Raw genomic sequence first — 19,426 nt, forward strand, 5'->3', positions numbered from 1 at the left:
AAATAATAGCGCTACGATTTGTAAACTTCAAGCGGTTTTGTGAAATGCGGCCTATCACGTGCTCCGCACAGAAGGCTACGGCGCTTCCGCCTCAAACTATCCCATTGATAAAACTCACTTTACTCGCGACGATAATAAATTCTGGTTTGCCTGACAGCCGATGATGCGCTATGATTGCATGGATCGCAGCGCTATTATTTTGCATAGCAAAGGCCAACAGGATGACGGCACCAAAATCGACGCGTACTCGCCGCAAGATGCAAAGAGTAACGATGATGGACGTTGCCGCGCGAGCGGAACTCTCCCCGTCCACCGTATCGCTTTACTTCCGCAAGCCCGACGCCGTTTCACCGTCAGCGAGCAGGTCGATCGCACAGGCAATAGAGGCCCTGAGCTACGTGCCAAACCTCATGGCCGGAGGTCTTGCGGCAGCATCGTCCCGCGCGGTCAGCATTATCGTGCCCTCAGTGCGAAATGCTTTCTTTGCCGAGACCGTTGCCACCATGCAGGCCGAGCTCGGCAAGGAGCGGCTTCAAGTCATGCTGGGGCACACAGAGTACAGTGAACGGGAAGAGGAGAACCTGGTGCGAATGGCGCTTTCCTGGGCACCAGCGGCCGTTGTCCTGACCGGGCTCTCACACACCAATGCCACACGCAAGCTACTGCGCGACAGCAACGTGCCTGTCGTCGAGATTTGGGAGCTTGGCAGCGAACCAATCGATATGGCCGTGGGCTTTCATCATGAGCAGGTCGGTCAGGCCGCCGCCAACCACCTCATTCAGAGGGGCCGCAAGCGGCTTGTCTTCCTGGGTGCACGCATGCAGGAAGACAGGCGCGCGGCATTCCGTGCCGAAGGATTTCTGGAAACGGCGCGCAACGCTGGCGGCATCGTCGCGGATGTGATTCAGCACCCCGCCCCGTCAAATGCCGCGGTTGGCGCAATGTTGCTTGCCGAAACTGTACGGAAGTTTCCCGATGTCGACGGCATCGCCTGCTCGAACGACCACATCGCACTTGGCGTGATCTTCGAATGCCAACGGTTGGGGATTACGATTCCGCAACGACTCTCCGTCGTTGGATTCGGTGACCTCAGCTTTAGTGCGGCCTGTAATCCAGCATTGACGACGATCCGACCGCCTGGCGATCTTATTGGAACGGAAGCTGCGCGACTGATCATCGAGAATACATCCGGTGGCAGCGTAAACAAGCAGCACGTGATCGATACGCGGTTCACTCTCTTGCAACGTCAGAGCAGTTAGGCTCAGGGCCCATCAACCTGGACGAGGCGCCCCTTGCTCATGATGGGACTCGGTCGCTCATCGTCAGTGCCTCGCGCTGGTCGTGGTACCATCATGAGGATTGTCTGGCCGGACTAGCTTTGGGATTGCCATGTACGGAAACAGGAACACTTCTCTCTCAACAAAGCTGCTGCTCGTGACAATGAGATCTGCAAGTTGTTGGCCGCGCGATGTGAGCAGGTCCAGATCCCTCTGTGACATCGGCGCGAGCTCGGTTGTGTAATCCGTTACGGCATTACGTCGCACGAGACCGGTAGCGTGCCAAAGCCAACCAACTCTGCCGATTCAGAGACCCCAAGTGACTGGACGATAGCTTAGAGTCCGATCAGCCGCCGCGGCGCCCCGAAGATGAGCCCTGACGTAAGGCTAGTGGATCGGGACTGCGGCGTTCCCAAAGCCAGGTTTTGCTTCACGTCGGATCCCTTCAAGCGGGTAGTTATCGAAATGTCGGCTTCTCGAGCGCATTGCTGTCGCTCCGCGAGTCGCTCTCCAACCTCCGCTTTCCACCCTGTCGCGATGGATGGGAACCGGAAAGATCGACCCACCCGCGACGCTGATGAAGGCGAATTCTCGACCCGAGGACGAAGCCGCTCGCGCGGCACTGGCGCCCGTGGTGAGGGTGCAGGAATGATCTGAACGGCGTGCATTTGCAGGTGTGCGGTCCTGGCTGACGATTGAGGTGTTCTCAATCTTCAGACAGGAGGTTGCCATGACGGAGGAGAGGACGACCCCGCTGCGCGAGCGGATGATCGAAGACATGCGCATCCGTGGGATGGGCGACAAAGCTCAGCAGGCGCATATCCGAGCCATCAAGGATTTCGCCGGGTTTCTGAAGCGATCACCGGACACCGCCACAGCCGATGACCTGCGCGCCTACCAACTGCACATGACCAATGCGGGCATCACCCCGCCGACCTTCAACGCCCGCATCGTGGCGCTGCGGTTCTTTTTCGCCACCACCTGCGGCCGCGAGGAGATGAAGCGGCATATGCAGTTCCGTCGGCAGCCGCAGACGTTGCCCGTGGTCTTGAGCATCGAGGAGGTCTCCGACCTGCTGATGGCGGCTCCAGGGCCGGGCCTGAAGTATCGGGCGGCACTCAGCATCTCCTATGGCGCCGGACTGCGCGCCTCCGAGGTCTGCAACCTGAAGATCAGCGACATCGACAGCGACCGGATGCTGATCCATGTCGAACAGGGCAAGGGGCAGAAGGACCGCAAGGTGATGCTGTCGCCCGGGCTGCTCAAGCTGTTGCGCGACTATTGGCGCGAGGCGCGACCACAGGGGTGGCTGTTCCCGGGCAAACCGAAGATCAACCCGATCTCGCCGCGGCAGCTCAATCGCGCCTTTACCGCCGCCAAAACCATGGCCGGTATCGGCAAGCCCGCGACGCTGCACAGCCTGCGGCACAGCTTTGCCACCCACCTCTTGGAAGCGAACACCGATGTCAGGGTCATCCAGGTCCTTCTCGGCCATGCCAGGTTGGTGACCACCGCCCGCTATACCCATGTCGCCACCAAGACGATCCGCGACACCGTCAGCCCGTTCGAGACCCTGCAGACGCTGCAGGACCAAACGCTCCGACGCGGACTGGAGTAGCGCCGGTGCGGTGATCCGGCCGAGACTGGAGATCGGCGACATCTTCCGTGCCTATGGCCCGGCGTGGCGGCGGGCCAATGCCGGGCATGTCAGCCTCACCCAGCTCAAGGTCATGGCGGCCATCGAAGCCTGCCGAACCGAGGCGCTCGGCGGGCATGTGGCGGCCTGTGCCAAATGCGGCCACAGCCACATCGCCTATAATTCCTGCAAAAACCGACACTGCCCCAAGTGCCAGGGGCCTGCCGCGCGGGACTGGATGGCCGCCCGCGCCGAAGACCTGCTGCCGGTCGAGTATTTCCACGTGGTTTTCACCCTGCCGGCCGAGATCGCCCAAATCGCCTACTGGAACAAGAAGGCTGTCTATGACCTGCTGTTTCGGGCATCGGCGGAGACACTGACCACCATCGCCGCCGATCCCAAGCGGCTCGGCGCGCGCATCGGCATGACCAGCGTGCTGCACACCTGGGGATCGGCGCTGACCCATCACCCGCATGTGCACATCATCGTACCCGGTGGCGGACTGTCGCCGGATCGCACGCGCTGGATCTCATGTCGCCCCGGGTTCTTCCTGCCGGTAAAGGTTCTGTCGCGTCTGTTCCGGCGGCTGTTTGTCGAAGGACTGAGGGCACTGCATCAATCCGGCAGCCTCGCCTTCTTCGGGGCTCTCGCCGGACTTGCACAGGCGAAGGCCTTCGCTGCCTGGCTTGCCCCGTTCCGCAAATCCGAATGGGTCGTCTACGCCAAGCCCCCGTTCGGCGGTCCCGAGGCGGTCCTGGCTTATCTCAGCCGCTACACCCACCGCGTGGCGATCTCCAACAGCCGCCTGATCAGCGCCGACGCCGAGACGGTCTCATTCCGCTGGAAGGATTACCGGATCAAGACCGGTGACCGGCAGAAGGTGATGCGGCTGGCCACCGACGAGTTCATCCGCCGTTTCCTGATCCACGTGCTGCCCGACGGATTCCACCGCATCCGCCATTACGGTCTGCTCGCCAGTGCAGGCCACAAGGCCAATATCGCAAGGATCAGGAAACTGCTCGGGGCGCAAACGCCATCGCAGCACGACGCACCAAACGCCGAGGTCACGCCGCTCACCCTGAGAGAGCCATGCCCGGTTTGCGGCGGCCCGATGCGCATCGTCGAGATCTTCCGCCGCGGCCAACAACCCAGATGCCGCGCGCCACCCCGAAAGGACGCCGCATGACGAAATCCATCTCACATCAGCCGAGGCTGGTCCGCATCGACGAGGCGTTCCGGGGTGGCGCCGGTCAGCCTAAGGCAACCCAGCACACTGAAAAATCGCCGGCGCGAACCTACCAAAGACCTGTGACCCCGATCCCGATCGGCTCATGCAAACCTTCGGGGCTACACCTTCGCACCCGACGCTGCCGCCGATAGCCCCCTTGAAAAACCGCAGCCGCACGCTTTCCCCATAGGCGCTCTACCCAGCCCCCGCGGCCTCCTCCTTGGGAGGTTTGTCAACGCGGGCCGACACAGGCCCAGCCACCACCGTCGCGCCGCGGCCCGCATCGAAAAACCTTCGCCTTTGCGGACCTTGGCACCTGACCCTATAAACGGCTTGGCTGAGCCCCAGAGCGGACCTCCATGAACCGGTCGAAACCGGCAACTGAGCATCAAACGCACGCTTGTTGCGGAGCCGAGGCGGTGGCACATAGTCCGCCGAGATTTGAGAAGGAGCAGCGGCGACAATTCCAAATGAGTTGCGCATGCGAGGACCTTAGATGCGGCGACGCACTATCGTGCGCACCCTTCGCTCGACGAGGAGGTGCGGAGACAACGTGAGAAGATGGACCTCCAAGAGGATTGGAGCAGACAAGAACTGCTGGAGTTGTACGAGTTTCTCACTTTTCGGCGCCCCTCCTCGCACGGATACTCCGCGTCTGGTTTGTGAGCGCCAGAGGGTATTAGGCGGCGATCTGTTCGGCCACAGCGTGGGTCTCTGAAAGTCTTGAAATCCGCCATTTTCGACACGATATTTTCGTCACTTCTTTTTCATCCGGCGTGAATGCGAAAGGAGGACATCATGCTCAACCCGGAATTGGTTTGGATGACGCCCGTGACCGTCCGCGTCAAGGACGGGGCGCCCCAGGTCTTTGCTTCTGTCAACGACGCGCTCGACTTCCTCGAGGAGGATTGGGCGAATCGAGGTAGCAAATACAACCGAGCCGTTCAAACGTGTCGTCGCGCTCTAAACCGAATGACGCCAGTGGCCATCGCGCGCGAAGCCTTCGTAGACTTCTGCCGTGATGCGGGAATGTCGACGGACACGGATGGAATGTTCGGGCCGAAGACTGGCGCCAGCGGTCAGCACTCGCCTGCCTAGGATGGCGAGAAAAGGGGCGCTGTGAGTGCCCCTTTTCGTATTCCTCCTCGCGTGGCCACGCGGCATTTCTTTGTATTTCCAGCCTTCGCATTCCTCTTGGTTTGCCGCAAGCCGCAGGCTACCGCGCACACCGTTGGAATCAAAGTTGGGCATTTGTCCACTCGAAGAAATCCCCCTCTTGAAGATCAATTTGCCCCAAATTACATCGTCTTACGCAGCGTGCGCAGCACGCAAAAACACCGTCAACAAGCTTCATTCGTGGAGGTTGTCATGGCAAACGGATTGATGGAGGGCAAGAAGGCACAGGATTGGCTTAATCTGGTGCTCGCTGTCGCCCTATTCGTCTCACCGTGGGTGATCGGGTTCGCCCCTGAGACTATGCCGGCGTGGAACGCATGGATCGTCGGCGTGGTGCTCGGCGCTCTGGCAATTGCCGCGCTCGCGGCGTTTGCGGAGTGGGAAGAGTGGGCCAACCTGGTGCTCGGGCTCTGGTTGATCGTCTCGCCCTGGCTGCTGCAATTCGCGACGAACATCAACGCGATGTGGACCCACGTGGTCCTGGGTGTGCTCGTCGCAGCCGTGTCGGCTTGGGCGCTCTGGGACTATCGGCAGAACCCTCACGCCCATGTGTGATCCAAGAGTACTGTCCGCCGCTGCAGCGGCGGACGGTTCCGGATTGATGATTGGAACCGACGTTCACCGTCAAGACCTGAACGGTATAGCGCTTCGGCGTTTACGCTCCCCTAAACACTAGCGGCGCCTGTCGTCCACGACGATGTAGTTCAGTTTCTGTCGTTCAGCGTAGGCAATCGCGGCATCGCGGGTCGGGAAGCGCAGTTCGACCTGAGCCAGCGTGTCACTCCCGCCCGTGTAGCCCATCAGATAGTCGATGACCGGCGGGACTTTCCGCTCGAACACCAGCAGCCAAGGTCGCCTTGAGACGCGCGCTGACGTCATCACGGAACGTGATGGGCGAAAGATGCGTGCTACCGCATCGATGCTCTGCCTTGGCTGGTCCTTGTCAGCCGCCGGGCGCTGGCTGTCGCTGACCTGCTCCGCGAACTTCCGATCAGCGCTACCAGAGTTTCCCTGTCGAAAATGGAGTTCCGTCATGAGGTCGGTTGTCGTCACCAGAATAGCTGGCCGGGCAATCGACCCGGCCGGCGAGCGGCGGTACTATTTGGATTTATCGATGCTGATCCGTTTGATGTTGGCTCGCGCCTTCTCGGTCTTAGGCAGCGTCACCGAGAGCAGGCCGTTTTTGAACGTGGCGGCGACCTTATTCTCATCCACCTGGCCGCCAAGAGCCAGCCGCCGTTCGAAGCGCCCGTAATAGCGCTCTGTGAACCGGCGATCCTTGTCCTCGGTTTCCGATTTCTTCTCGCCGCAAAGCGTAAGTACACCATCGTCCAGCAGCACCTCGACATCGTCTGGATCGATGCCCGGAACCTCCGCCATCACGCGGATCTCGTTGTCGTTCTCCTCGACCTCCACGGTCGGCCACGAGCCATTGAAGGGTGTCGCGCCACCGAACAACGATGGCTGGCCGAAGCCGCGAAAGACGTCGTCAAACAGACGGTTCACATTGCGGTGCAACGATAGGAACGGATCCATGTCGTCGCCGCCGCGATAGACGCTCGGAACCTGGCTGCTGCCGCGGTTCCACGGGATCAGGTCACGTACATTCATGGTTTCCTCCTTTCTTCGGTTTCATTCTCTCCTTTTGGTTTGGCGCAGTCTCCCTCCCCTCGCCTGTTCGGAAACAGGCGAGGTTCGAGCGGTGCGCACCGTCTAGGCTGCCTTGTCGCCTTCGATCTGCTTCGAAGCTGGCTTAGTCATCTCGGTTCGGATCGCGATCCGACGCGGTTTCATCTCCTCAGGGATCTCCCTCCTGAGATTGATGACGAGCAGCCCGTTTTCGAGCTTTGCGCCCTCGACAAGGACATGATCGGCGAGTTCGAATTTGCGCGCGAACGGCCGTACGGCGAGCCCCTGGTGGAGGTACTGGACCTCCTCATCCTCGGACTTGGCGCCGTTGACCATGAGCATGTTCGCCTCATGGCTGATCGTCAGGTCGTCTTCAGCAAAACCCGCTACCACGATTTCGATGCGGTAGGCATCTTCGCCAAGTTTGACGATGTTATAGGGCGGCCAGTTTTCAGCGTTGAGGCTGGCGTTTTCCAGCAGATCGAACATGCGATCGAAGCCGATGCTTGACCTATAGAAGGGGGTGAAGTCGAGACTTGTTCTCATAGCTACATCCTCCGTAGAGCAACATAGATACGAGGGAGCGCCAAGAAGCTGGCGCTCCCTGACCAGACCGACCCCAATTGGGCGTCGGCAGAAATGAGATGGGGACTCCACAGCGTCGCGTCAAGGGGAAAAGAAGAGTACTTGAGCACGATCGGCGCCAAATGGTGCTATGAAATCATGCAATTAGCACTCTGTACGAGGGAGTGCTAAAAAATTTTTGCGACCCTCTTGAAACTCGAAAAATCAGCAACCAGATCGATTGGCGCGATGCCAAAACATCGTGCGTCTCGCGTCGGATTCGAGCCGGATGCGGCGCGGAGGAGCCTCTAGAAAATCTGTTCGTCCACGAGGAGAGCGACATGACGTTCCGTCCCTTGCATGACCGCATTCTGGTCCGCCGCATTGAAGCCGAGGAAAAGACGGCCGGCGGTATCATCATTCCCGACACGGCGAAGGAAAAGCCGCAGGAGGGCGAAGTCATCGCCGTCGGCCCGGGCGCACGCGATGACAGCGGCAAGCTCGTCGAGCTCGACGTCAAGGCCGGCGATCGCATCCTGTTCGGCAAATGGTCCGGCACAGAGATCAAGCTCAATGGTGAGGAGCTTCTGATCATGAAGGAATCCGACGTGATGGGCGTGATCGAGAACGAAGCATCGGCGAAAAAGGTCGCCTGAGAGCCGGGCCAATTGAAGGAGTAGAATAATGGCTGCCAAGGAAGTGAGATTCCATACCGAAGCCCGCGAGAAAATGCTTCGCGGCGTCGACATTCTCGCCAACGCGGTGAAGGTGACGTTGGGCCCAAAGGGTCGCAACGTGGTGCTCGACAAATCGTTCGGCGCTCCACGGATCACCAAGGACGGCGTCACCGTCGCCAAGGAGATCGAGCTTGAGGACAAGTTCGAGAACATGGGCGCCCAAATGGTGCGCGAAGTTGCGTCGAAGACCAGTGACATCGCCGGCGACGGCACCACCACGGCAACGGTTCTCGCCCAGGCGATCGTCAAGGAGGGAGCGAAAGCCGTCGCCTCCGGCATGAACCCAATGGACCTCAAGCGAGGCGTCGACAAGGCGGTGGAGGCTGTGGTCGAGGAGTTGCGGAAGAATGCCCGCAAAGTCACCCGGAACGATGAGATCGCCCAGGTCGGCACCATCTCGGCCAATGGCGACACGGAGATTGGCCGCTTCCTCGCAGAAGCAATGGAAAAAGTCGGCAACGAAGGCGTGATCACGGTCGAGGAAGCCAAGACCGCAGTCACGGAGCTCGAGGTCGTTGAGGGCATGCAGTTCGACCGCGGCTATCTCTCGCCCTATTTCGTAACCAATCCGGAGAAGATGCGCGTCGAGCTGGAGGAGCCCTATGTGCTCATCCACGAGAAGAAGCTGTCCAACCTTCAGGCGCTGCTTCCGGTTCTCGAATCTGTCGTTCAATCCGGCAAACCGCTGCTGATTATCGCCGAGGACGTCGAGGGTGAAGCGCTCGCCACGCTCGTCGTCAACAAGCTGCGTGGCGGTCTGAAGGTGGCTGCCGTGAAAGCGCCTGGTTTCGGCGACCGTCGCAAGGCGATGCTTGAAGACATCGCCATTCTGACCGGCGGCACGGCAATCTCCGAGGACCTCGGGATCAAACTTGAAAACGTTACGCTCGAGATGCTCGGCCGCGCCAAGAAGGTGGTTGTCGAAAAGGAAAACACGACGATTGTCGACGGCGCTGGTTCGAAGTCGGAGATTCAGGGTCGCGTCGCCCAGATCAAGGCGCAGATCGAGGAGACCACCTCGGACTATGATCGCGAGAAGCTGCAGGAGCGTCTCGCCAAGCTCGCCGGCGGTGTTGCAGTGATTCGCGTGGGTGGCTCGACCGAGGTCGAGGTCAAGGAACGCAAGGACCGCGTCGATGACGCGATGCATGCAACCCGGGCGGCCGTCGAGGAGGGCGTGCTGCCCGGCGGTGGTGTCGCTCTGCTACGAGCCGTCAAGGCTCTGGACGGCGTTCAGACCGAGAACTCCGACCAGAGGCACGGCATCGAGATCGTCCGCCGGGCGATCGAAGCGCCGGTGCGCCAGATCGCCGAGAACGCGGGGGCCGAAGGTTCGATCATCGTCGGCAAGCTGCGCGAGAAGTCCGAATTTGGCTATGGCTGGAACGCCCAGACCAACAAATTCGGTGACCTCTATGAACAAGGCGTGATCGATCCGGTCAAGGTTGTCCGCACCGCGCTGCAGGACGCCGCCTCGGTCGCCGGCCTGCTGATTACCACCGAGGCAATGGTCGCCGAGAAGCCCAAGAAGGAAGCGCCGGTTCCACCGATGCCGCCTGGAGGCATGGACTTTTGACCGACGCGAAGGGGTCCGCGCCCGATGGGCGCGGACCGCCACGTAGAGCTGTGAAATTGATGCCTTGTCCCGTGGTGGGACGGCATTCGAATATGGGTTTGGAGCATGGCAGGCAGGAGCCGGAGACGTGGCTCCGACGAGGCTGGACCCGATGGCCCGCCAGTCCGCTCCGAAGGAGGATCTGAAGAAATCGGGGCAAAAAATGACCACGCGTTCGTCGAAATATGTTGGCGTATTCGCCGCACTCGTCCTCGTCATGGGTCCTGGGCCGCTACCGCCGGCGCAGCCGCAGGCCGCCATCTCGGCAGTCACTCAACGATCCCTCGCTGACGTCCTGGTGGAGATCACGCCGGCGGTCGTCAACATTGCCGTGAGATCCCGCGTCTCCGCTGAAACGAACCCTCTCTACAACGACCCATTTTTCCGTCGCTATTTCAAATTGCCTGAGCAGCAGCAGCGACTGAGCGCCGGTTCCGGCGTCATTGTCGACGCAGGAAAAGGCTATATCCTCACCAACCACCACGTCGTCGCCGACGCCGGCGAGATTGCAGTGACGCTGAAGGACCGCCGTCGCTTCACCGCAGAACTGGTAGGCAGTGATGAGGCAACCGATATAGCGTTGCTGAGGATCGAGGCCAAAAGGCTGAAGGCGCTGCCCTTGGGCGATTCCAATGCGCTTCGCGTCGGCGACCCTGTTGTCGCGATCGGCAACCCGTTCGGGCTTGGTCAGACCGTAACCTCCGGCATCGTCAGCGCTCTTGGGCGTGGCGGCATCAATGTCGAGGGCTATGAGGATTTCATCCAGACGGACGCTTCGATCAATCCCGGCAATTCGGGTGGGGCTCTGGTGACTGCCGACGGCCGGTTGGTCGGCGTCAACACCGCCATCATCGCGCCGACCGGCGGCAACGTCGGCATCGGCTTCGCGGTTCCGATCGCGATGGCCTCCGCCGTGATGGAGCAACTGATCAAGCACGGCGAAGTGCGGCGCGGCCGGATCGGCATCTCCGTTCAGGACCTGACGCCGGACCTGGCCGAAGCGCTCAGCATAGAGGAGAGTTCCGGCGCCGTCGTCGGAAGCGTCGTGCAGAATTCGCCGGCCGCGCAGGCCGGGCTTCAAGCCGGCGATGTCATCATCGCCGTCAACAACCGCAGAATCACAGGTTCGGCAGATCTTCGCAACCGTATCGGTCTAGCTCCGGTCGGATCGCAGGTCGAAATCGAATACTTGCGCGACCGGGCTCGCAATACGGTGACAATGCGCATTGAGCCGGCCGACGCAAACGCTGAGGCCGCTGCGATACCCGCTCCCCTGCAGGGCGCGCAGTTCCAGGATGCGGCGGGCAATGTGGTTGTCTCCAACATCGAAGATGGAAGCGCAGCAGAGCGATCGGGATTGCGCGCGGGCGACGTGATCGTTGCCGTCAATCGAAAACCCGTCGCCACCGTCGCGGAGCTCGCCGCGGCGTTAAAGGAGGCGGGCGGCGCGATAGCGCTGGATCTGTTTCGCGGCGGCTCAAAACTGTTCCTGGTTATCGGTTAGCGGCCGCCCGCGCGCGTGGATGTCGAACGTTGAAGGGAGAATGAGATGAGGACAATTGCTCGATGGATCACTGCAGCAGCATTGGCCCTTGGAGCGACATTTGCATGCACACAGGCTGTTGCCCAGGACCAGCAACAGGAGGTGGCCAAGCTTACTGGCTTCTGGCTCACGACACCGCATCCGGAACTCGCTATCCGCCCGGGAGAAACCGAAGCGATTCCGCTGACGCTGCGCAATGCCAATCTGCCGCCGCAACGGGCGTCACTCGAAGTGACAGGCATTCCCGACGGTTGGGAGTGGACGCTGAAGGGCGGCAACCGCGAGGTTTCGGCTGTCATCGTGGCGCCCGATGCGACACAGGAAATCAACCTGGAGCTAACACCGCCCGAGACTGCTAGCGGTGAAGGCGTTCCGATCAACGTGAAAGCGCGATACGCAAACCAGACCATCGATCTTCCCCTTGTGGTGAAGCTATCGCAGGCGGCAGAGGGCGGCCTGGAGCTGAAATCCGAGCTGCCGGCGCTGAGAGGCACGGCCAGCTCCACCTTCAGTTTCAAGATCGAAGCCACCAATCACGGCGCGGAAGAGAACCTGTTCAGTCTCGCCGCCAATGTGCCCGAGGGATTTCAGTCACGCTCGAGCGCGGCTATGGCTCGGAAGAGATTACCGGCTTGCCGATCGAGGCCGGGGCAAGCGAGAACCTGACATTGGAAGTCACGCCGCCGAGGTCAGCACCGGCCGGCCGCTATCCGGTCGTGGTCGAAGTAGCGGGCGGCCCCCGGCTGGCGCGGCCGTCCGAAGCCGTGCTCGACATCCTGCCCGCCGACGCCTTCAACGGGCCGTTCGTCAAGGAAGACGGCGAAGCGGTTCTCGACGCGGAGGGCCGGCGCATTGCCTGATCTTCCATCCGCTGATCCACGCCATCTGCGCCAGCCCGACCTCGACGCGCTGCGGCCGCCGGTCTCGACGCATCCGCCGCGGATCCTGATTCTCTATGGATCGCTCCGCCAGGTGTCGTACTCGAGGCTGCTCGCCGAGGAGGCCGGACGGCTGCTGGAGTACTTCGGAGCCGAGGTGCGCTTGTTCGATCCGTCCGGGCTGCTAGGCGTGTCCCCGTTACTCGGACTCGACGCGAAACTTGGCATGGCACGACGTGCAGGTTTGCAGCATCAGATGGAACGCATGCTCGGCGGGCATGGACGTGGCGTCCTGCTCCGCCGAGCTTTTCTTCGCGAGCGGACCGCCCATCATCGCGTCACCGGGTCGCATTCGCATTTCAGGACCAAGGACGTCCGGGCTGCGGTCCGCTGCCGCTGAGAGCGTTGAAGCATAGACGCCAAGCTCGGCAGCGAGTTTCTCGAACTTCTGGCGCTCGGCTTCGATATTGGCGCTGGCTTTCGAGCCAGCGGCAGTAACAGGTCCCTCGAAAAGCGACGACAGGTTCGTTCCTGAATGAGACCTTATGGTTTCGGCGGCTCCCTTGAACGCCTTCCCATCGTACGCGGACGTGCCCTTGAACATCCCCGATATGCTCTTGGCTGCCGCCGCCATCGCCTTCATGTCCTGTTGTCTTTCCTCCACGACATTGCCCGATGACAAACTGTGCGCCGCTCCCGCAGAGATTGTGGCGATGGCAGTCGCTACGAGAATGAGGATCGACGTTTTCGCCGCATTCCGATTCACTGCTGTGCCCTTTCCATAAAACGTCATCGACCTTGCAGGTCGACCAGACCAGCGGTTGATCGAGGTCAAGGCAAGCCTTGCAACTGTCTCGCACTGTGCTTGAATACGTACCAAGGGTTCGAGCGAGATCATGATCGCTGCCAGCCAGATAGTCCGGAACCGCGCAAGAGAATTGCTGGCCGTTTTGGTCGCAATTATGTTCCTAGCTGCGCCGACGGCTGTGGCCACGCTGGTCAACTGCGACGCACACACCGCCCGAAGCGAGCAGGTCCTTTCCTCCCAGGAGGACACGGTTCTCCACGTCGAATTTCATCCGGGCGACCAGAAGGCATGCTGCAAAAGTGCCTGCAGCGTATGCAACGCCGTATTCCCGGCCCCACCCCTGATCGGCGTTACCCTGAAGTCGGACAATCACCGCTATCTCCCAAAGCAGCAGCCAATCGTCGGGCTCGACTCTCGGCCCGCCATCGGCCCTCCTCGATCCGACGGTTAGACGCGGCCGCCCTTCGGCGGCCCTTCCATGGGCGCATCCCCAAAATGCGGCTTACGTCGGCAGTGACCGGCACGGATTGAGAGGCAAAATAAAATGAAACGTCGTGAATTCTTAGGCGGACTGATGTCGGGCGTCGCCCTCTCCGCGCCGGGTACCGCTCTGTTTCCAACTGTCGCGTGGCCGCAGAGAACGCCGGATAATGGGGCGAGCACTGGAACACGGTCGCTATCAATCGTGAAGCGCGTGCTGGAGGTGAACGGGAGAGCCGCAGAGGTCTTCGGGCTGGTTCAGCCGAACGGCGCGGTCGGCCTTGCGCTCGAGGCGGACACTCAGTTCGACGTCAGTCTTTCAAATAAGGGCGGCGAACCCACGCTCATCCACTGGCATGGACTCACTCCGCCATGGGACATGGATGGCGTGCCGGACAATCCAGCCGGGCTGCTGAGACCAGACGAAACCCGGCACTACACCTTTCCGGTCGGTTCCGGCGGCACGCACTGGATGCATGCGCATACGCTGCAGGAACAGAATCTGCTTGCAGCACCTCTGATCGTCAGAACCGCCGAGGATCGGCAGCGCGACGAGCAGGAAGTGGTCATCCTTCTTCATGATTTCTCCTTCACACCGGCCGAGGAATTGCTCGCCAGGCTCAAGGGTCCGGCTCAGATGGGCGAAGCAATGGACCACGGTGCCATGATGCAGAGCATGGCTGGTGGAATGCACGGGGGCCATATGTCCGGCTCGGCGATGCCGGGCATGGCCGCCACGGACCTCAATGACATCGAGTACGATGCCTATCTCGCCAATGACCGTACGCTCGATGATCCGGAAGTGGTTCCCGTCGAGAACCGAGCCCGCGTCCGCTTGCGCATCATCAACGGCGCAACGGCGACAGAGTTCACCATAGATACGGGCCCACTCATCGGCCGGTTGATCGCCGTCGACGGACAGGCAATTCATGCTATCTCCGGGAGCCGTTTTCCGATCTCGATGGGCCAACGCTTGGACATTCGGCTCGAACTTCCCACGAGTGCCGAAACCCACCCTGTTCTTGCTTTACGCGAAGGAACGGACCATCGAACTGGCCTGATCCTCGCCCCGCCGGGAGCCAAGATCAGCAAGGTTTCGTCGCGTGGCACGGAAACCGGTCCGGTCGCCGGCCTCGAAACCGAAATGATGTTGAAGGCAACCGCGCCGCTTTCCACGAGTCCGGCAGACCGCCGTTTCGAACTCGCGCTGGCGGGCACCATGGACGGCTACCAATGGCGGATCGACGGTGGCGATGGACTGAGCGTCAGGCAAGGCGAGAGGGTCGAAGTCGTCATGCGCAACATGTCGATGATGGCGCATCCCATGCACCTGCATGGACATCACTTCCAGGTGACCGAGATCGGCGGCAAGGCTTTCCAGGGCGCGGTGCGGGACACCGTTCTCGTGCCGCCCATGGCGAGCGTGACCGTCGCCTTCGACGCCGACAATTCCCCCGGTCGTTGGCCGCTCCATTGCCATCACCTCTATCACATGGCTTCGGGAATGATGTCCTTCGTCGCCTACGCGTAGCTGAGACGGGTGGCCGGCCCCGAAAGCGTTGGTCCAGACGCAGCGTGCGCTACCATTGTTACACAGCGAGAACCATCACGGAGCTATTCCCAAATGGCCGAGCATAAGCACCCTCAGGGTCACGAGCACCACCATCACCAACATCAACCGCAGGAGAACGCCGCTCCCGCACACCTCGGTGAGCCCCGCCCGGAAGAGCAGGAGGGCGTCGTCTACACCTGCCCCATGCATCCGCAGGTTCGGCAGCTTGGACCCGGTAACTGCCCGATTTGCGGCATGGCGCTCGAACCGGAAATTATTACCGCCGAAACGGGACCCAGTCCGGAACTCATCGACATGCGACGTCGGTTCTGGATTGGTCTCGTCCTTACGCTGCCGGTGCTGGCGCTCGAAATGGGCGGCCATCTCACCAACCTGCACATGCTGCTCGGCCCTCAGGCGTCGAACTGGCTCCAGCTTGTTTTCGCAACGCCTGTCGTGTTGTGGGCGGGCGCTCCGTTCTTCGAAAGGGCCTGGCAGTCGATACTCACCCGGCACCTCAACATGTTCACCTTGATCGCCATGGGCACCGGGGTCGCCTGGGTCTACAGCGTGGTCGCGACGGTCGCGCCCGGCCTGTTCCCCACGACGTTCCGTTCCGGGGACGGGGCAGTCGCGGTCTACTTCGAGGCGGCCGCCGTCATCACGGTGCTGGTCCTGCTCGGGCAGGTTCTGGAGCTGCAGGCGCGTGAGCAGACGGGAGGCGCGATCCGCGCCCTTCTGGACCTCGCGCCGAAGACCGCCCGCCGCATCCGCGATGATGGCACAGACGAGGACGTGCCGCTCGAAGCCGTCGCTGTCGGCGACAGGTTGCGCGTCCGTCCGGGCGAGAAGGTCCCGGTCGACGGTACCCTCGTCGAAGGCCGCAGCTCGGTCGATGAATCGATGATCACCGGGGAATCGATGCCCGTCACCAAGGAGACCGGTGCCAAACTGATCGGGGGCACGATGAACAAGACGGGCGGCTTCGTCATGGAAGCCGGGAAGGTCGGCCGTGACACCATGCTGTCGCAGATCGTCCGCATGGTCGCCGAGGCCCAGCGGTCTCGCGCCCCTATCCAGCGCCTGGCCGATGAAGTGTCCGGCTGGTTCGTGCCCGTCGTCATCCTGATCGCCATCATAGCCTTCGCGACATGGATGATTGTCGGGCCGGAACCTCGCTTTGCCCACGGACTGGTTGCAGCCGTGGCCGTGCTGATCATCGCCTGCCCTTGCGCCCTTGGCCTTGCTACCCCGATGTCGATCATGGTCGGCGTCGGCAAGGGTGCCAGCGTCGGTGTGCTGATCAAGAACGCAGAAGCGTTGGAACGCTTCGAGAAGGTAGACACTCTGGTAGTCGACAAGACCGGAACCCTGACGGAGGGCAGGCCGAAGGTCACTTCGATTGTCGCTGTTGAAGGCGGGTCGGAGGAGGAACTCCTGCGACTGGCCGCCACCTTGGAACGGCCGAGCGAGCATCCGCTGGGGGCCGCAATCGTCGAGGCCGCCAATGAGCGTGGGCTGTCGCTCGGCAAGGCCGAGGACTTCGACAGCCCGGTCGGCAGGGGCGTGACCGGCGTCGTGGAGGGCCGCAGGCTCACTATTGGAAGCCACCGCATCATGTCCGAGGAGAACGTCGACGCCTCGACTCTCGCGAAAGAGGCGGAAGCGCTGCGCGGCGAAGGGGCTACGGTCATTTTTGCTGCCATCGATGGCCGCCTCGGCGGCTTGTTCGCGATCTCCGATCCGATCAAGGCGACGACACCGGCCGCCGTCGAGGCGTTGGTGAAGGACGCTATGCGCGTGGTGATGCTCACGGGAGACAACAAGACCACGGCCAACGCCGTTGCCCGCAAGCTCGGCATAAAGGAGGTCGAGGCGGAAGTCCTGCCGGAGCATAAGAGCGAGATCGTCGCGCGGCTGCGCAGCGAGGGGCGGATCGTCGCCATGGCAGGCGACGGGGTGAACGACGCCCCTGCCCTTGCGGCCGCCGACGTCGGCATCGCCATGGGAACCGGAACCGACGTGGCAATCGAGAGCGCTGGTGTCACGCTGCTCAAGGGCGATCTTCAGGGCATCGTGCGGGCACGACGGCTGAGCCACGAGACGATGAGGAACATCCGCCAGAACCTGTTCTTCGCCTTCATCTATAACGCCGCTGGTGTCCCGGTTGCCGCTGGCGTGCTCTATCCGGCCTTCGGATTGCTGCTGTCGCCGATCATTGCGGCTTTGGCGATGGCGCTCTCGTCGGTCAGCGTGATCAGCAATGCCCTCAGGCTAAGGAGTGCTCAGATATGACCTGGGATCGCAAATGGACGCTGTTCGTCGCCTCGCTCGCCGTGATCGCCGCGTTCTTCATTCTCCGCGAGCACTGGCAACATGCGCTGGGTCTCACACCCTACCTGCTGCTGCTCGCCTGCCCGTTGATGCATCTCTTCCATGGCCACGGCGGTCATCGCCATGATCATCGCGGCCAACGGGCGAAAACGGATGATCTCACATGACCTACGCACACGCGGCACAAGCCATCGCCGACATCTCAACGTCCGCCGAGCTGCTTTTTGACTACCTGGACGACCAGGCCAGTCTCGGCTCGCACATGCAGAAGTCCTCGATGATGATGCTCGGCGGCCGGATGTCATACGAGTTGGACGCAGCCCAAGGCCGGGCCGTTGGCTCCGTCATCAAGATGTACGGCAACATACTGGGGTTGCGGCTCTTCGTGGAGGGAGTCGTCATCGAGTACCAGCCTCCGCGCCGGAAAGTGTGGGAGACGCGGGGACGGCCGAATCTTGTCGTCATCGGTGCCTACCGGATGGGCTGCGAGATCAGCGGCTCGGATGGCGCATCGCGGCTTCGTGTTTTCATCAATTATGATCATCCAGCCACGTTCACGGGACAGTTCCTGGGGCCGCTGTTTGGACCGATCTACGCACGCTGGTGCGTCAACCGGATGGCGAATGACGCTGCCAGCAAGTTTCGGTGAAGAAAACCGCTTCTTCGTGTCGAGTTCCTCGCTAGCCTTGTAAAAGCCCAGTTCAGAGCCGCTTTTCATGGAACGAACAACAGAACCGCCGGTTCCTCGCCCGGACCTGCCACCTCTGCAAGGCCTCGGCGATTCCAGGCGGATAGTCCGCTTGGGGAGACTTCGGGCCGAACGTGAGCGCATCGCGCACGCCTTCCAAGCTTCGACAGGCTGGGGCGGGCGCAGCAGATTGGGCCCGAAAGGTGGCGCAGCAAACGGCACGCCTTTGAATGAATGAACACCGTCAGCAACGCTGCCTCGCAGATCGCCCGACTTTGTTTTGACCACATAAGCCTCATTCCGACTCATGGTGGTGGTCCTGGGTGGGCGCGGTCATAGCAGCTCACCAGAGAGCCTCCCTGCCCGGCAGTTCACATCATCCCCATCATCGAAGTCACAAGCAGCCTATCAGCCATCTGTTTCTGTGCTCCCTCGAACGACTGATAGAGAGGAACGAGCGCGGCTTTCAGCTTTCGTACGCGTTCAAGGCGGCTGGCCAGGGCGCTTTCACTCAGTTCAACACGCTGCAAAGGTGTCACGGCCATGCCCCCTGGTCCTCCCATCCCACCCGGCATCTGCATCATACCATCCTGTGTTCCGCGGGCATTAGCTCGCAGAAGCTCGGCAAAGGCGTTCCACAACGTCTCCTGCTGGGGAGTTATCTTGAGCTCTGTTTTCAGGAACGCGATACGCCCCTCGATGTGTTCGGGGGCCATCATCTGGGCCATCGCACCCATGGCGGTCTGCCCCATTGCCGCCTGACGGTCCATCATACCCATGGTGTCTTGTCCCCCGGTCATCATCCGCATCATGCCGCTCATCATGTCACCGCACATCATGCCGCTCGGCATCGCAGCAGTCGGGTTCGCGGCAGGCATCTGTCGTTGAGCAGTTGCTTCGCTCGCCTGGGTGGTGGCCTCGGGATGGTGTGCGTCTTCGGCAAAACCTGGCACACCCAGCATAAGCAGTGTGCTCACCAGCAGAAACGTTCGCAGCGTCGTCATTTCGCCTCTCCTCACTCTCGCTAAACCATTGGCCTTAAAGCTACGACTGCAGAGAAAATTCGCCTTGACGCAAATCAAACTCGGTCCGCTAAACAGCCGCCGTCACGGCGCGTCGGATGCCCGCCATCGCCAGTGCCCTGTCGCCGGCAGATCCTCTCCGTTCTCGCGGATGGAGGGCGAGGGCCCAGGGTCTGTGGCGAGCATCGTATTGCCCTCCGATTGGAGCCAGGAGCATACGCGCCCCGTGCAGCAGCAGATCGAGAATATTGGCTGCCGT

18 protein-coding genes and 3 pseudogenes are annotated in these 19,426 nt (G+C 61.4%); 15 read left to right on the top strand and 6 right to left on the bottom strand.

What is annotated here, in order from left to right:
* Positions 1 to 170: 170 nt before the first annotated feature.
* The 5 genes from RHIBR816_RS0116210 (at position 171) to RHIBR816_RS0116230 (ending at position 5,872) form a co-directional block, all read left to right on the top strand.
* On the top strand, positions 171 to 1,259 hold the full coding sequence (locus tag RHIBR816_RS0116210; protein WP_245262595.1) for a LacI family DNA-binding transcriptional regulator: 1,089 nt from the start codon (positions 171 to 173) through the stop codon (positions 1,257 to 1,259).
* A gap of 748 nt (positions 1,260 to 2,007) precedes the next feature.
* A complete protein-coding gene (locus tag RHIBR816_RS0116215; RefSeq protein WP_026186521.1) occupies positions 2,008 to 2,895 on the top strand; it encodes a site-specific integrase in 888 nt (295 codons plus the stop codon).
* A gap of 10 nt (positions 2,896 to 2,905) precedes the next feature.
* Entirely contained in the window at positions 2,906 to 4,099 is a 1,194-nt protein-coding gene (locus RHIBR816_RS0116220) for an IS91 family transposase (RefSeq protein WP_018237623.1), read from the top strand.
* 840 nt (positions 4,100 to 4,939) lie between these two features.
* Positions 4,940 to 5,239, top strand: a complete 300-nt coding sequence (locus RHIBR816_RS0116225) for a DUF982 domain-containing protein (protein ID WP_034815378.1) — start codon at positions 4,940 to 4,942, stop codon at positions 5,237 to 5,239.
* Between the two features lie 270 nt (positions 5,240 to 5,509).
* Complete coding sequence (locus tag RHIBR816_RS0116230) at positions 5,510 to 5,872, top strand: SPW repeat protein (RefSeq protein WP_018237625.1); 363 nt, start codon at positions 5,510 to 5,512, stop codon at positions 5,870 to 5,872.
* Between the two features lie 117 nt (positions 5,873 to 5,989).
* Here RHIBR816_RS0116230 and RHIBR816_RS39005 read toward each other — a convergent pair whose 3' ends face one another.
* The 3 genes from RHIBR816_RS39005 to RHIBR816_RS0116245 all read right to left on the bottom strand — a co-directional run bounded on the left by RHIBR816_RS39005 (position 5,990) and on the right by RHIBR816_RS0116245 (position 7,492).
* Complete coding sequence (locus RHIBR816_RS39005; RefSeq protein WP_018237626.1) at positions 5,990 to 6,352, bottom strand: NADH dehydrogenase ubiquinone Fe-S protein 4; 363 nt, start codon at positions 6,350 to 6,352, stop codon at positions 5,990 to 5,992.
* A gap of 63 nt (positions 6,353 to 6,415) precedes the next feature.
* The gene (locus tag RHIBR816_RS0116240) at positions 6,416 to 6,928 is read right to left on the bottom strand and encodes an Hsp20/alpha crystallin family protein (RefSeq protein ID WP_018237627.1); all 513 of its coding nucleotides are present in this window, start codon (positions 6,926 to 6,928) and stop codon (positions 6,416 to 6,418) included.
* 102 nt (positions 6,929 to 7,030) lie between these two features.
* Positions 7,031 to 7,492: an Hsp20 family protein gene (locus RHIBR816_RS0116245; protein WP_018237628.1), complete on the bottom strand. Its 462-nt coding sequence runs from the start codon at positions 7,490 to 7,492 to the stop codon at positions 7,031 to 7,033.
* Positions 7,493 to 7,851: 359 nt separating this feature from the next.
* On the opposite strand from RHIBR816_RS0116245, the gene groES reads away from it, so the two are divergent.
* The 6 genes and pseudogenes from groES to RHIBR816_RS36005 form a co-directional block, all read left to right on the top strand.
* Positions 7,852 to 8,166, top strand: coding sequence for a co-chaperone GroES (gene groES / locus RHIBR816_RS0116250; protein ID WP_018237629.1), 315 nt, complete (start codon positions 7,852 to 7,854; stop codon positions 8,164 to 8,166).
* 28 nt (positions 8,167 to 8,194) lie between these two features.
* Positions 8,195 to 9,823, top strand: coding sequence for a chaperonin GroEL (gene groL, locus RHIBR816_RS0116255; RefSeq protein WP_018237630.1), 1,629 nt, complete (start codon positions 8,195 to 8,197; stop codon positions 9,821 to 9,823).
* A 202-nt stretch (positions 9,824 to 10,025) separates the two neighbouring features.
* Positions 10,026 to 11,366 carry a Do family serine endopeptidase gene (locus RHIBR816_RS0116260; RefSeq protein ID WP_026187065.1) on the top strand — a complete coding sequence of 447 codons (1,341 nt, stop codon included), beginning with the start codon at positions 10,026 to 10,028 and terminating at the stop codon, positions 11,364 to 11,366.
* Positions 11,367 to 11,447: 81 nt separating this feature from the next.
* A complete protein-coding gene (locus tag RHIBR816_RS34240) occupies positions 11,448 to 12,071 on the top strand; it encodes an NEW3 domain-containing protein (protein ID WP_245262597.1) in 624 nt (207 codons plus the stop codon).
* A gap of 68 nt (positions 12,072 to 12,139) precedes the next feature.
* Positions 12,140 to 12,265: pseudogene (locus RHIBR816_RS37970) on the top strand (arsenate reductase (glutaredoxin)); the annotation flags it as partial.
* Positions 12,258 to 12,467: pseudogene (locus tag RHIBR816_RS36005) on the top strand (NADPH-dependent FMN reductase); the annotation flags it as partial. The pseudogenes RHIBR816_RS37970 and RHIBR816_RS36005, both read left to right, overlap by 8 nt.
* A 15-nt stretch (positions 12,468 to 12,482) precedes the next feature.
* Here RHIBR816_RS36005 and RHIBR816_RS0116270 read toward each other — a convergent pair.
* The gene (locus RHIBR816_RS0116270; protein WP_018237633.1) at positions 12,483 to 13,076 is read right to left on the bottom strand and encodes a cytochrome c; all 594 of its coding nucleotides are present in this window, start codon (positions 13,074 to 13,076) and stop codon (positions 12,483 to 12,485) included.
* 559 nt (positions 13,077 to 13,635) lie between these two features.
* On the opposite strand from RHIBR816_RS0116270, the gene RHIBR816_RS0116280 reads away from it, so the two are divergent.
* The 4 genes from RHIBR816_RS0116280 to RHIBR816_RS0116300 all read left to right on the top strand — a co-directional run bounded on the left by RHIBR816_RS0116280 (position 13,636) and on the right by RHIBR816_RS0116300 (position 18,106).
* Positions 13,636 to 15,102 (top strand): multicopper oxidase family protein, encoded by a 1,467-nt coding sequence (locus RHIBR816_RS0116280; RefSeq protein ID WP_026187067.1) that lies wholly within the window; start codon positions 13,636 to 13,638, stop codon positions 15,100 to 15,102.
* A gap of 93 nt (positions 15,103 to 15,195) precedes the next feature.
* Positions 15,196 to 17,418 carry a copper-translocating P-type ATPase gene (locus RHIBR816_RS0116290; protein ID WP_084811088.1) on the top strand — a complete coding sequence of 741 codons (2,223 nt, stop codon included), beginning with the start codon at positions 15,196 to 15,198 and terminating at the stop codon, positions 17,416 to 17,418.
* Positions 17,415 to 17,624, top strand: a complete 210-nt coding sequence (locus tag RHIBR816_RS0116295) for a DUF2933 domain-containing protein (RefSeq protein WP_018237638.1) — start codon at positions 17,415 to 17,417, stop codon at positions 17,622 to 17,624. Before RHIBR816_RS0116290 ends, RHIBR816_RS0116295 begins: the two co-directional genes overlap by 4 nt.
* Positions 17,621 to 18,106, top strand: coding sequence for an SRPBCC family protein (locus RHIBR816_RS0116300; RefSeq protein WP_018237639.1), 486 nt, complete (start codon positions 17,621 to 17,623; stop codon positions 18,104 to 18,106). The genes RHIBR816_RS0116295 and RHIBR816_RS0116300 overlap by 4 nt, the downstream gene beginning before the upstream one ends.
* 201 nt (positions 18,107 to 18,307) lie before the next feature.
* Here RHIBR816_RS0116300 and RHIBR816_RS39010 read toward each other — a convergent pair.
* A pseudogene (locus tag RHIBR816_RS39010) lies at positions 18,308 to 18,454 on the bottom strand (carboxylesterase family protein); the annotation flags it as partial.
* Between the two features lie 62 nt (positions 18,455 to 18,516).
* The gene (locus tag RHIBR816_RS0116305; RefSeq protein ID WP_018237640.1) at positions 18,517 to 19,149 is read right to left on the bottom strand and encodes a Spy/CpxP family protein refolding chaperone; all 633 of its coding nucleotides are present in this window, start codon (positions 19,147 to 19,149) and stop codon (positions 18,517 to 18,519) included.
* Positions 19,150 to 19,426 lie beyond the last annotated feature (277 nt).

The organism is Ensifer sp. BR816, from assembly GCF_000378985.1.
Taxonomy (GTDB): domain Bacteria; phylum Pseudomonadota; class Alphaproteobacteria; order Rhizobiales; family Rhizobiaceae; genus Sinorhizobium.